The 12,411-nt window shown below is 52.7% G+C and carries 12 protein-coding genes; 6 read left to right on the top strand and 6 right to left on the bottom strand.

Annotation, left to right across the window (positions count from 1 at the left end):
- Positions 1-6 precede the first annotated feature (6 nt).
- Genes isdE through FC99_RS09545 form a run of 3 tightly spaced genes read left to right on the top strand, consistent with a single transcriptional unit; the run spans position 7 to position 2,616 of the window.
- Positions 7-900, top strand: coding sequence for a heme ABC transporter substrate-binding protein IsdE (gene isdE / locus FC99_RS09555; RefSeq protein WP_048732298.1), 894 nt, complete (start codon positions 7-9; stop codon positions 898-900).
- Positions 897-1,865 (top strand): iron ABC transporter permease, encoded by a 969-nt coding sequence (locus FC99_RS09550; protein WP_048732296.1) that lies wholly within the window; start codon positions 897-899, stop codon positions 1,863-1,865. Before isdE ends, FC99_RS09550 begins: the two co-directional genes overlap by 4 nt.
- Positions 1,846-2,616, top strand: coding sequence for an ABC transporter ATP-binding protein (locus tag FC99_RS09545; protein ID WP_048732294.1), 771 nt, complete (start codon positions 1,846-1,848; stop codon positions 2,614-2,616). The genes FC99_RS09550 and FC99_RS09545 overlap by 20 nt, the downstream gene beginning before the upstream one ends.
- A gap of 864 nt (positions 2,617-3,480) precedes the next feature.
- Here FC99_RS09545 and ppx read toward each other — a convergent pair.
- Genes ppx through FC99_RS09520 form a run of 5 tightly spaced genes read right to left on the bottom strand, consistent with a single transcriptional unit; the run spans position 3,481 to position 9,575 of the window.
- A complete protein-coding gene (ppx, locus tag FC99_RS09540) occupies positions 3,481-4,416 on the bottom strand; it encodes an exopolyphosphatase (RefSeq protein ID WP_048732293.1) in 936 nt (311 codons plus the stop codon).
- 1 nt (position 4,417) lies between these two features.
- Positions 4,418-6,577 carry an RNA degradosome polyphosphate kinase gene (locus FC99_RS09535; RefSeq protein WP_235805905.1) on the bottom strand — a complete coding sequence of 720 codons (2,160 nt, stop codon included), beginning with the start codon at positions 6,575-6,577 and terminating at the stop codon, positions 4,418-4,420.
- Positions 6,578-6,579: 2 nt separating this feature from the next.
- The gene (locus tag FC99_RS09530) at positions 6,580-8,109 is read right to left on the bottom strand and encodes a Ppx/GppA phosphatase family protein (RefSeq protein WP_048732290.1); all 1,530 of its coding nucleotides are present in this window, start codon (positions 8,107-8,109) and stop codon (positions 6,580-6,582) included.
- A 25-nt stretch (positions 8,110-8,134) separates the two neighbouring features.
- Positions 8,135-8,956: a LicD family protein gene (locus FC99_RS09525; protein ID WP_048732288.1), complete on the bottom strand. Its 822-nt coding sequence runs from the start codon at positions 8,954-8,956 to the stop codon at positions 8,135-8,137.
- Between the two features lie 22 nt (positions 8,957-8,978).
- The gene (locus tag FC99_RS09520) at positions 8,979-9,575 is read right to left on the bottom strand and encodes a DUF5067 domain-containing protein (protein ID WP_048732286.1); all 597 of its coding nucleotides are present in this window, start codon (positions 9,573-9,575) and stop codon (positions 8,979-8,981) included.
- A 624-nt stretch (positions 9,576-10,199) separates the two neighbouring features.
- Here FC99_RS09520 and FC99_RS09515 point away from each other — a divergent pair.
- Both FC99_RS09515 and FC99_RS14005 read left to right on the top strand, forming a co-directional pair.
- Positions 10,200-10,643, top strand: a complete 444-nt coding sequence (locus FC99_RS09515) for a MarR family winged helix-turn-helix transcriptional regulator (RefSeq protein WP_048732285.1) — start codon at positions 10,200-10,202, stop codon at positions 10,641-10,643.
- A 57-nt stretch (positions 10,644-10,700) separates the two neighbouring features.
- Positions 10,701-10,874 (top strand): hypothetical protein, encoded by a 174-nt coding sequence (locus tag FC99_RS14005; protein WP_164480530.1) that lies wholly within the window; start codon positions 10,701-10,703, stop codon positions 10,872-10,874.
- 172 nt (positions 10,875-11,046) lie between these two features.
- On the opposite strand, the gene FC99_RS09510 is transcribed toward FC99_RS14005, so the two are convergent.
- On the bottom strand, positions 11,047-11,499 hold the full coding sequence (locus FC99_RS09510) for an OsmC family protein (RefSeq protein ID WP_048732283.1): 453 nt from the start codon (positions 11,497-11,499) through the stop codon (positions 11,047-11,049).
- A 391-nt stretch (positions 11,500-11,890) separates the two neighbouring features.
- Between FC99_RS09510 and FC99_RS09505 the strand changes: the two genes are divergently transcribed.
- Positions 11,891-12,070 carry a hypothetical protein gene (locus FC99_RS09505; RefSeq protein ID WP_048732282.1) on the top strand — a complete coding sequence of 60 codons (180 nt, stop codon included), beginning with the start codon at positions 11,891-11,893 and terminating at the stop codon, positions 12,068-12,070.
- Positions 12,071-12,411 lie beyond the last annotated feature (341 nt).

Raw genomic sequence — 12,411 nt, 5'->3', positions numbered from 1 at the left:
GGCAGTATGAAAAATCCAAGAAAAGTGGGACTCATTTCCCTAGCAACGCTGATTGTGATCGGCTTGATCGGTGGCGGTATTGCCTGGCAGCGACAACAATCGCAGCGCAATCAGCCGCGAATCGTCGCGACGACCTACGCAATCGTTCAGATTGCCGACAAGCTTAATTTACCCTTAGTCGGCGTGCCCACGACCAGTAATACGCTACCCCAGCGGTATCGTAAGCTGGCAAAGGTGGGTAGTCCGATGAATCCCAGTGTGGAAAAGATTGCGGCCTTGAAGCCGACCGCCGTGTACTCGGTCACAACGTTGGACGATCAATTCGGTAAGGCGTTTAAGGCGCAACACGTGACGCCACACTTTCTCGACCTAACCAGCGTGGCGCACCTTGAGCGGACGTTAACCCAGCTGGGCCAGCGGTATGATCGCCAGGCCGCAGCGAAGAAACAGGTCCGGTTGATCGACCAGGCGAAGCAACATGCCAGAAAACGGGCCCAGAATCGGCAAAAACCGCGGGTCCTGGTCCTAATGGGCCTTCCCGGGGCTAGTTATATGATTGCGACTAACCGCGCTTATGTGGGCGATCTGGTCCATTTGGCGGGTGGTCGCAATGTCTTTGCCAGCCACTCACAGGAATACATGGCGCCCAGCGACGAAGCCATTCAAAAGGCTGATCCGCAGGTGATCTTACGGTTGGAGCATGCCATGCCGACAATGGTAACGAAACAATTTGATCAGGAATTCAAGCAAAATGCCATGTGGTCCCGGACGGCGGCGGTCAAGCATCACCGCGTTTACGATCTCCAGGAACCGACCTTCGATGCGACCGCCAACATGCGAGTCGTGACGGCGTTGAATCAAGTCAGTCGGTGGCTATATCCGAAGGGGGCGGCCGCATGAAGCAACACGCCAATTGGTGGTACGGTGGGGTCATTGGCCTCTTGCTAGTGACCATCGCGATTGCCTTGATGGCCGGGACGGTATGGTTGGGCCCGCGGCAACTAAGCGTAGCGCTTAGCGACCACGGTAGTCAGGCCTTCGTCACGGTCTTTTCGTTACGGGTGCCCCGAATCTTGAGTAGTTTGATTTGTGGGGGCAGTCTGGCCGTGGCGGGGGCCCTATTTCAGGCCGTTTTTCGGAATCCGATTGCTGATCCTAGTATTTTAGGAATCAGTTCGGCGGCTGATTTTTTCAAATTAGGTGGGGCCATGCTCCTACCATGGTTGCCCGGTCGTGCGTGGCTCATGGCGCTATTAGGTGGTTTAGTCGCGTTGGTCATTTTAACCAGTGGCCGAGCGTTGGCGGACCCCTTCCGGTTGATCATTGTCGGGGTTGCGCTGGATGCGACCTTCGTCGGGCTACAGCAACTGTTGAGCAGTGGAGCGACCCAGGTCAGCCACAGTACGTTTAACGGCCTGACGTGGGCGGATGCCACGACGCTTCTGATTTTAGGCGTCGTTGGTCTTTTCGTGGCGCTGGTGCTGGCCCCCTGGGCGAACTATCTAAAATTAACGGATGCGGCCCTGAAAAATGTGGGGGTGCCGGTCAAAGTGATTCGTTGGAGTCTTCTGTTGCTGGGGATGTATCTGGCGACCAGCGTGACGGCGGTCGTGGGTGCGATTCCATTTGTCGGGATCGTGGTACCCAACGTGGCGCGCCGGCTAGTGGGGCACGACTATCAAACGTTGATTCCCTTTAGCATGTTGGCTGGCGCGTGGTTGATGCTGGCAGCGGATACGTTGGGCCGGACGGTCATCGTGCCCAGCGAGATCTCGGCGGCGACTATGATGGCCGTTATCGGTGGACCATTTGTCATTATTCTCTTACAACGGGGGCGGGGTCTTCATGGAATGTCAACACGTTAGCTACCAATATCCACGCCAAGCCGCGGGCATCACGGACGTTACGGGAACGTTTCCGTCGGGGCAGGTGACGACCATCATCGGGCCAAATGGAGCCGGCAAGTCGACGCTGCTAAAATTGTTGGCGCGCCAACTCCCAATTGCCGCTGGCCAGATTACGTTAGCGGGCCAATCATTGAATAACTACACCACTAAAGCATTGGCACAACGGGTCGCCATGGTGACGCAACGCCACCAGTTGTATGACGACATGACGGTTAGCGAGGTCGTCCAGACCGGTCGACTCCCATATCATAGTCTGTTACAAACGGTTCCGGCAGCCGAGGTGGCCCCTTATCTGGCGACGACTGGTTTGACGCCGTTAGCGGATGAACACGTGCAGAACCTCTCGGGTGGTCAGCAGCAACGTGTCTGGCTGGCCGCGGCGTTGGCGCAGGAACCCGCGGTCTTGTTGCTGGACGAACCCACGACGTACCTGGACGTCCATTATCAGCAGGACTTGATGCAACAGCTCCGTCGGCTGGCGGCTACGGGTATCACGGTGATCCAGGTGCTCCACGACATCAATCAAGCCTTCCGCTTCAGCGACTGGCTCTGGCTCGTCAAACAGGGCCGGCTGGTGACACAGGGACGACCGGCCGACCTTCGACAGGCGAACCTGCTAGCCGAAACGTTCCAGACACCGATTGAGATTGTCGACGTGCCGCGGTTGGGGCCTTACATTGTTCAGGTGCCAGAAGCTTCAGAAAATTAAATTGTTCTTAGCTGTCCGCGCTACGGCTGACAGGGATTCCGCCTGCTGTGGGGACGCTTCAGCCTGGAAAAGCACCAGTCTTCTCGCTCGCTTTGAAGCCACGAAGACCACGTGTCTCCAAAGTCGCCCATGCTGTAAGTCGGGAAATCACCGACTAACACCATAATCACGGCTGGCTACATCCCTGTCCTCCTCCGGCTCAGGTTGTGTTCTATCACCAACGGTCGGAAAACGTGGGGGATTTGGCGCTTTCGGTCCAATCGATAACATCTGATACAGTCATTATCTTTCGTCGTCTACGCACACCGTGTAAGCCGAGAGACCGGCAGATATAGGCTCAGGCGCGTCCGCACCGTTTCCAACCCATATCTGGCGGCCGGTAAGGCGAAGGGCCAACCAGATTGTCTAATTATCATGCTAATATCATTGTCATACCAATTGTGATAATAAAAAGGGAGTTGATCCAGCCATCATTCGGCTGAGTCAACTCCCTTTGTCGGAACTGAAATTTTTAATTAACTTGTAGTGCTACGAATATCGTGATAGCTAACTGCAACCAACGAGATCACCAATAATCAGCAGTCATCCATGGATACGACGGGTCACCATATGACATAATGCCAGTCGCAACAGTGATCAATCTCAGCCGAAGGAAGCCAGGGACGAAGCCAGCTGTGTCGACGGTGTTAGCTGGGGTTCTTTCCCGGGTTACAGCGTGGGACGACCTTGGAGACACGCGAACTCTGCGTGGCTTCAAGTCGAGGTGGAAGCCAAAGGCTGGAACCGACCCCATAGCAGGCGCAGTCCCTGGAAGCCGTAGGCGGCCACTTTCAGCACATTCTGGTCCTAAAGCACTAACACAACCTATTCCGGATGGCTCTTGATCTCGTTGATGCGGTCGAAGAGGATGCCGTCACGCAAGCCGGCGTTGGAGAAAGTGATCTGTTGCGAATCCAGTAGCCGCATCAGCAGGGCGACCGGAATCAGGCCACCAATGATAATGTCGGCACGATCCTTGGACAGACCGGGCACCTTTTTCCGTCCGGCTAAATCGAGACCTAGAAGCTGCGTTAGCGTGGCGTAAACGTCGGTAGCCGTCAGTTTGTAGCCGTGAACATCTTCGAAATTGAGGAAGTTCTTCTTACGGCGGTTGATCTTAGCCAGGGTTCGGTTGGCGCCACCCAACCCAATGACGGGCAGATTGGCGGCCTCCCTGAGCCACCAGACGTCGTTTAAGACGTTGTTGACGAAGGTCATGGCAGCGAACAGGGAGTCGGCTTGGATCCGGTCGCTTTCCAGGTAGGCCTGTGACAAGGTCACGGAGCCTAGTGGGATGGAAACGACCTGTTTCATTTGCCGATTTTGGACCAGAATCAGTTCGGACGAGGCGCCCCCCGTGTCGACCAATAGACCGTTGACGATGGGCAGGGTGTTGACCACGCCCAGGTAGTCGTAGCGGGCTTCGTTGGCCCCGGAGATGACGGTAAATGTGAGGTCCAACTGATCCTTGACCTGTTTCAAGAATTGTTTCTGGTTGCTAGCCTGACGCACCGCAGCCGTGGCAACGGCCTTGATCTGCTTGTGGTCAAGCTGGTCGTAGATCGTTTTGAAATCAGTTAACGCGGCTAACGTCCGTTCGATGGCAACAGGTTGGAGGAGTTGTTCGTCCCCCATGTTTTCCGAGAGCCGGACGTAACGTTTGACTTGGTTAACAGTTTTGTAGTTGCCAGCATCGTCGATCTCGCTAATGGTCATTCGGACCGAGTTTGATCCCAGATCAATGACGACTAAGTTTTCCATATTATTCAGGACTCCGATCAATGGGGGATTTTGGTTGGTTCTTAGGGCTCAGCATTGGCTTAAACTGCCGCGGCGCATTGGTGGCCTTTTCGTGATGCGTGGTGGCCGCCTTGATGCGGGTCGCTGCTTGAGCCATGAACTCTTCTTGGGCATCCAATTGTTCCAAGCCACGCCGGTCGACTCGCGTGTAAGTCCGGTCGGCCAGCAGGACCCGTGTCTTGACGTTATCATGCCAGAGCGTGGAGAAAATGTCAAAGACCGCTTGACGGAGGTCGGGTTGCAAGATGGGGAAGAGCAGTTCGACCCGCCGGTTGAGATTCCGGGTCATGAGGTCGGCACTGGAAAGGTAGACTTGGGGGTCACCGGCGTTAGCAAAGCCGTAGATCCGGCTGTGTTCCAGGTAACGGCCTACGATGGAGTGGACTTCGATATTTTCACTGATATCAGGAATACCAACGTTTAGGCAGCAGATCCCCCGGACAATTAATTTGACGTGAACGCCCGCGTGGGACGCCGCGTAGAGCTTGGCAATCATGGCGGAGTCGGACAGGGAGTTCATCTTCATTTCGATCCAGGCGGGCTGGTTGGCCTTGGCGTTGACGATCTCTTGGTCGATCTTGGCCGTAATGAAGTCGCGAATCCCGTCCGGTGACATGTGCAGCTGATGGAAGTATGGCGGTTCCGAGTACCCCGAAAGCATATTGAAAATGTTGGAGGCGTCGATCCCCATGTCAGTGTTGGTGGTCATCAAGCCAAGGTCGGTGTAGAAGTGGGCGGTCACATCGTTGTAGTTCCCAGTTCCCATGTGCATGTAGCGGCGAATCCCGTCCGGTTCCCGCCGAACGATCAGGGTCAGCTTACAGTGGGTCTTCAAGCCAATCAGCCCGTAGATGACGTGACAGCCCATCTTTTCTAGCTGTTGGGCCCAGTGGACGTTATTTTCTTCGTCGAAGCGGGCCTTGACTTCGACCAGCACGGTCACCTGTTTGCCGTTTTGGGCGGCGTTGCCAAGGTATTTAATGATCGGCGAGTTCGAAGAGACCCGGTATAAGGTCATCTTAATGGCCAATACCCCGTCATCGCAGGCGGCCTGACGAATCAGTTCGGTCACAGCCGCGAAGGTATCGTAGGGGTGATGGACCAGAACGTCGTGTTGGCGAATGGTCTTGAAGACGTCATCGTCCGGCTGGAGTCCCGGTGTTCGCGCGGCGGTAAACTTCGGGTAACTCTCGTCGTCGTGACCAGAGATCTGCTTGGTCAGTTTGCTGAGGAAGGTCAGGTCGATGGGGCCACCGATCTCGTAAACGGCGTATTCAGGGACCTTGATGGACGAGGTCAACCGTTCGCGTAACGATTGGCTGATGCCGGCTTCGACTTCTAGTCGAACGGCGCCACCGTGTTCTCGCTTCTTTAATTGTTGTTCGACTTCCTTCAACAGGTCGGACGTGTCTTCTTCGGCGACGTCCAAGTCCATGTCCCGGATGACCCGGTAGTTGGCCGCTTCCTTGACCTGGTAGCCGATGAAGAGGTTACCGATAAAGGTCTTAATGATATCCTCAAGCAAAATGAAATCGTTGTCGGCACCGGGAAGGTTGATGGTTCGTGGGAAGATCTCGGGAACCTGAACCGTGGCGAAGCGTTTGTCCTTCTTATCGCCATTCTTGTAGAGCCGTAGTGCGATGTTCAACGTATTGTTGCCGATGAATGGAAACGGCCGCGAACTATCGACGGCCATTGGCGTGAGGGCCGGGGAGATTTCATCGTTGAAGTATTTTTCGATAAATCGGTGCTGTTGCGGTGTTAGTTCCCGGGGCGTGAGCAAATGAATGTTCAGGTTAGCCAGCAGGGGCAATAACATCCGGTTAAGGGTCGAGTATTGTTTGACCACTTGGTCGTGCGCCTTGGCGTTAACGGCTAACAGTTGGGCTTCCGCCGTCATCCCAGAAGCGTCTGGCTTGGGATAATTGACGGCAGCTAACTTGGAAAGTGACGCCACGCGGACCATGAAGAATTCGTCGACGTTACTCTGAGTGATGCCTAGGAAACGAACCCGTTCGAGCAGGGGAATTGCTTTATCCCGCGCTTCCTCTAAGACCCGATCGTTGAAGTCGAGCCAGCTGAGTTCTCGGTTGGTATAGTATTTAGGTTTCGTGTAATCCAACGTCATTTGTGTAACCTCCTTTGTTTCAATACAGGCTGGAGACCGAAGACGTCAGTGAAGAACTGCGCCTTGTAGTTGAAGGCCCAGCGGATCAAAGACAACTCGTCGTCGCTGAAGACGGTGATGATGACCTTATTGGTCCGGACGGAAACGGAAATTCTTTGGATGGTCTGCTGATGAGCATCGTCTAGCGCATCGGCTAACCGTAAAATCGCAGAAAGTTTCGCAACCGTCAGGCGTTTTTCGGGGTCCAGTAACCGGAAGTGGGCCAAGTCCTCGGCGGGCGTACGGGTGCTGTGATACCGGGAAACGGCGGCGATGATCTGCGTCTCCTCGGCGGACAGGCCCAACATTTCGGACTGTTTCAGCACGTAATCCGAGTGTAAATAATGTTCGTGGGTGTCGATGAAACCGCCGATGTCGTGAACGATGGCAGCCACTTGTAGTAACAGCCGGTCGCGGGCCGTGAGGTGGTGTAATGTGCGTAATTGATCAAACAGGTGTAGCGAGAACTTGCGCACCAACGCCATGTGATGGGGTTCGACCCTATAGCGGTGGGCGAGGTCATCGGCGGCCGCTAAGATTTGGTTTTCAAAGTGGTACTTGTGGTAACCAGCTTCGATGGCCTGATTGGTGGTCAGTCCGTCGAGCACATTTAAGTTGACCAGGTGGAGCTTGTCGGCGTGAACCACCGTCAGGAGCTTCTGAATCAGCAGGACTTCGGGGAGGACCAATTCGACGTTTTCTTCGGTCAAATGTAGCCGCTCCATTAAGTACTGGTTGGATGCCCCAGCCACTTCGTTTGTAAACTTAGTAAATTGTTTACGTGATAAGGTGTGACTGATCTTGTCGTTCGGAATAAAATAGTTATTTATGGGAGCGGCCCCAATCAAGATCACTTGGTTGGATGAGGTCCGGAGGTCGTGTGGCAGAAACCGGTAGAAGTCGTCGACCTTACTATTGATGTAGTCGTCCAAGACGTCGACCGGATTAGGGGCCGTTGCTCGCAGATTCTGCAGGACTTCCTTGATACGGATGGGACCGAGCTTCATGTTGTGTGAAGCGACCAGGCTACCGTTGCCAAAGAAGGACAGGGTCGTACTGCCAGAGTTCAACCCAATAATGGCGGCGTGGTCCTGAACCAGGTCGACATAGTTGTCAAGGTGTAAAGCAATCGCCTCGTTACGGACGAAGGACTCTTCCCCCAAGGAGAGCCATTCGATGTGTAACCCGGTACGGACAAAGAGTTGATCACGAATAAACTCGGCGTTGGGTGCCGTTGATAGGGCTTGGGAGCCCCAGATGCGGTAGTTGGTCACGCCGTCGTCCTTAATGACCTGAAGAAACCCGCGGAGAGCCTCCACGGCGTCAGCAACGGTTTCAAAATCGATTTCTTCATGGTTGTAAATATTTTCCCCAATGGCAACGGTCGATTTTACCCGTTCAACCTGGGTTCCCGTTTTCAGATTAACAATCGATAATTCCATGCTAGAAACGTTTACTAGGATGGCGCCAAAATAATCATCAGCCATAAACTCATCTACTTTCCCTAAAATTTTAGTCAGTAAAGACCTGGTTATCCATAATCACCCGTTCTAAGTGCTTTTCGGTCCGTTGATTTTCTGGCGGAAGGGCCATGTAGTCTCCATACATACGCGTCAAAATGATAGCATACGTTGCGGGGACCTGAACCGTTAGATGCTCAAAGGGGACGGGGGTTAGGTCGCTTAACTCCGCAACGGGGAAGACCTCTTTCATGTAGCCGTATTGTGAAGCCAGGTTCTTGACCTGCAACAACGACGAGTCGGCTTGATACTGGGTCATGACGCTGTCTCGCTCGGTCTTTAAGGCGTTGGTCTCGGCAAGCTGCTCTGGTGATAAGGGGCTCTGTAACTTACGTAGGGGATTGTCGACCAAGTGATAACGTAGCTGGAAGAGAATCCGGGTGTTCAACAACTGAAATTTCGCCATTTGTTCGCGCTGCAGACTAGTGTCCAATGGAATCCGGTCTAGCGGAAAAATGTCGATGAAGATGCCCTTACGCGCGTTATTGACGTTGTTCTTTTCTTCAATGTAAGTATTGCGGTCGAGTAGCTTGGCATAGCTGAGACCGTAATTTTCGTCGCTGGTGGGTGTTTGTAAGAAATAGTGGGTGCCAGTCAGCAACTTGGGTGCTTGGGCCAGCAGGCGGTCGTAATCGGCCCGTAGCAGGCCCACGTCGACATCGTCGTCCCAGGGGATGAAGCCCTGATGACGAATGGCCCCCAGCAGTGAACCGCCCATCAGAAAGTAAGGGAGGTCCAACTGCTGACAAAGCTGAATGAATTGGGCGAGATTGCCCAGTTCGACTTGATGAATCCGATCGATTAAACGCGGCATAGGTGAGTCCTTTCCTGAAACACTAATTGAGTGGGTAGCGACTGACGTGGACGACCTGGTGATTGGTATCCTTGAAGGTGACCGTCACGGGTTGCATCGTCTTGGGTTCAAATGTTGCCAGCCCAGTGACGGATTTACCAGCCTTGACGGGCATGACGGTACGGTTTAATTTATTATTGTCCGTGGTCTGACTGGTGGTGAAGGCGAGGTTCCCGGTGCCTAACTGCTTGCCATTCTGCGTGGCGCTAACGGCAGCTTGCCAGATGTCAGCGGGGACGATCTCCTTAGCCTGATGGTTGGTCACGGTATAATAGAGAACAAATAGATTCCGGTTGGCCGTGGCACTGGCCGTGATCTTCTCGCCGGTCAACTTGAAGGTAACGTGGTTGATGGTGAACTGCTGGTGACTAAAGGTTGCCGTCTTGGCCTGTGAGGCGCTGCTGGAGCTGACCTTAGATGAGGATGCGGCCTGACTGGAACTGGACCGCGAGCGCTTAGTCGTGGATGATGACTGTTGTGAGTGGCTGTTGGTCTCGGGCTCCTGTTGACTAGGCGCGCCACAGCCTGCTAGTAGAAGTAGCAGGCTCCCCAGAGCGGCTAGATTTTTAACGTGTGACATAGATACTCTCCCCCTTGAATATAATGTAACTAAATTAAGTGACTGTTTAAGCGCTATCATTGCTAAGGATTGATAGTGTGGGCCAATCCACACTGCGACCGCCAATCGGTAAGGCCAAAAGACGACTAGATTGTCGGGATGATTACCACAGATAATTAAGAATTTTCAATATTTGCTTAATATCCAGTGAATATACCAGCAGATGAATGGCAGTTGGCCCGGGAATCAGGTACTATTACGGGTGGACAGCTAAATTATGATGACTAGATTTACTATACCGTTTGCCTAGCAGTCAGCAGAAGCTTGGTCAAATGACCGCGCTTTCTAGTTGAATAATTGACTAGCTTGAAAGGCTAAACTAATGTTGCCATAGGATGACAATGTCAGCTATGCGGTCGCCGGATGTTTGCACCGTTCCAGCTGGTAGCCGGTAAGGCGAAAAAACATTCGGGCTGCCACCAGTTAGGCCGACACGCAAGGCCAGTCAACCCACGCTAGTTAGCTACTTCCATTCTAGCATAGGTTGGTCCAGACCACTGTGAAAACGGCGTGAAAAAGACTGGTATTTGATAAGCGTAAATGCTAAGATAAAAATCGTATTTTGAGAAATGTAGGTGGGGTAGTATGGCTGAACGAGAAGAATCATTACTGGACGCTTTTATTGACGTCTACATGAGTTCACTCAAGTATTTAGACGAGTTTGTTTCTGAGCCCGCTAAGGAGTTTCATCTTTCGTTCGAGCAGTATTTGATTTTGCGGGACATTACGCAGAATAAAGACGTGACGCTAATGGACATTGCCAGTAAACGACAGGTCACGCGTAGCGCTATTTCGCGGCAAATTAAGGTGTTGTTGAAGCAGGGGTACTTGCGGCAACAACCCGATGAAAATGACCGGCGGCGGCTCTACCTGTTGGCAACTCCAGCAGGATCGAAAGCTGAACGGGTCATTCGGCAGCGAATCAATAGTCGCTTTCAGGGGTGGGTCGACGTCTATGGCGATGACCGGGCTCACGAGATCTTGAACTTTATTCGGGAGTTCAGCCAGATTACCCGCATGAAAAAATAGCTTACGGCTACAGAGAGCCCAGCGGACTAGCGTTGGGGAAAAAGGAGATTGAAGTCAATGAGCAAAAAGCGCATGAGTGACGAAGAGGCCAAGCGCTGGCGCAAGATTGTCTTCATGGACGATGGTCACGATGACAAGCGGTCGCCACGAAAATCGCGGTCGTTCGTGTACGGGGAACCGGCACAGCGGTCGTTGTGGGAACGAGTTAAGGACCGGTTGAACCGGCGATAAAAGGAAGAGGAGGCTGGGATAAAATTCCCAGCCTCCTTTTGCGCCTCTAAACGTATGTTTCTGAAATGTGCGCCAAAGGGTAGTTGCCCTGATAGATAAGCAATCCAAAACCGGGATTTTTCGATTATCGCTGGCTAACCGCCCTTTGTTCCATTCTACAATGCGCTTGCGCTTAATCCGCATCGATGGCGGTGACCGGCGTAAACTCCTGAACGAGTCTTACCTGGACGTTATCACTGCCGCCTAGTAACTTTGCGACGGGACAACGCCGCTCCGCGAGATCGACCATAGCATTCGCCGTCTCTGCATCGACACCGGGAAGCTTGACCTCGGCCGTGAGGTAGAACTGAAAGCCACGACGGTCACGAGCCATTTCCACAATGGTGTGGACCTGCGAAGTGTGGGGCAACTCCCGCTTCTTCTCAATGGCTTCAAGCGTGGCGTTGAGGCAGGTGCTGAGCGCTAAGCCGATAAATTGCTCAGGATTGGCGCCGGGAGCGTCCTCTAAAGGATGACTCGTCAGAACGTCCAGGCCACCGGGAACGTAAGAGTGGCTCTCAAGGCCATCGTCATTGTTGGCGACGGTACGGTAGAGGGGTGGAAATTTTTCGCGATCAATTGCCATCAGCGTCAACTTCTTTCTTATTGTCTAACTTAAGATTACGCTGGTTGACTGAAAAAAACAATGAATTCGATGGACAAATGTAAGGGCTTCCCAATAGAGTAAACCAATGACCGTTTATTCATTAAACAATTGCGGGAAACTAAGGTTTAGCATTATGACAAACGGTTGCACATCTGAGGTATACCAATTACGATTTATCCGATTAGTATAGTAATAAATGGGCGCAATTAATCCGGACAAATCTCGCTGGTTGCACCAGTAGTGGGGTTAAAGGGTTTATGTAAATATTTTGTAATAAATGGCTTATAGGGGTAGACCGATTGATAGAATATGCTTATAATGTAGGGGACAAGCAGTAGAACACTGGCGAATCGTATTTGGGGGGAGCCATATGTTAACAGAAAAGCTGTCAGAAGAGAAAAAGAAGTTTCAAATGATTACTTGGCGCGCTAAGCAACACGGTGCCCAAGTGGTTGAGCGGGATCTGATGCGGCAGTTCACCGCGACCATTGCTGAGCAGGAGGCCATTGTGGCCGCTGCACGGCGGCGAGAAGTTGCGCCGGTTGGTTAAGCCACTGGTGTTACTGAAGGCCGTCTGATTGTTTTTGAACCGTCCCATGGTAAGCTATGAGCGTTACAAAGGGGGCGACAAGGGTGAAACATCCAGCAGTGTACTATGTCTATTACCTTGGTGGGGTGGCCTTTTTAGGTGTGATGGCCGATGTCATCTACCACATGATCAACCTCTGGATAATAGCAAGTAGTTTCTAGTAAACAGTAAGAGAGTGGGACGAAAGGCGGAGTTAACTGCCTTTTGTCGTACGTTTCGACCATATCTGTTCGGAGCGCAAAAAGGGTAAGCACCCAATAATTGACCGTCTAGGATTGGCGGCAAATCCACGATATGATAGT

Source organism: Levilactobacillus koreensis JCM 16448 (assembly GCF_001435525.1).
In the GTDB taxonomy this organism is placed as follows: Bacteria; Bacillota; Bacilli; order Lactobacillales; family Lactobacillaceae; genus Levilactobacillus; species Levilactobacillus koreensis.
Note: the sequence above shows the minus strand (reverse complement) of the source record. Positions and strands in the feature narration are given on the sequence as shown.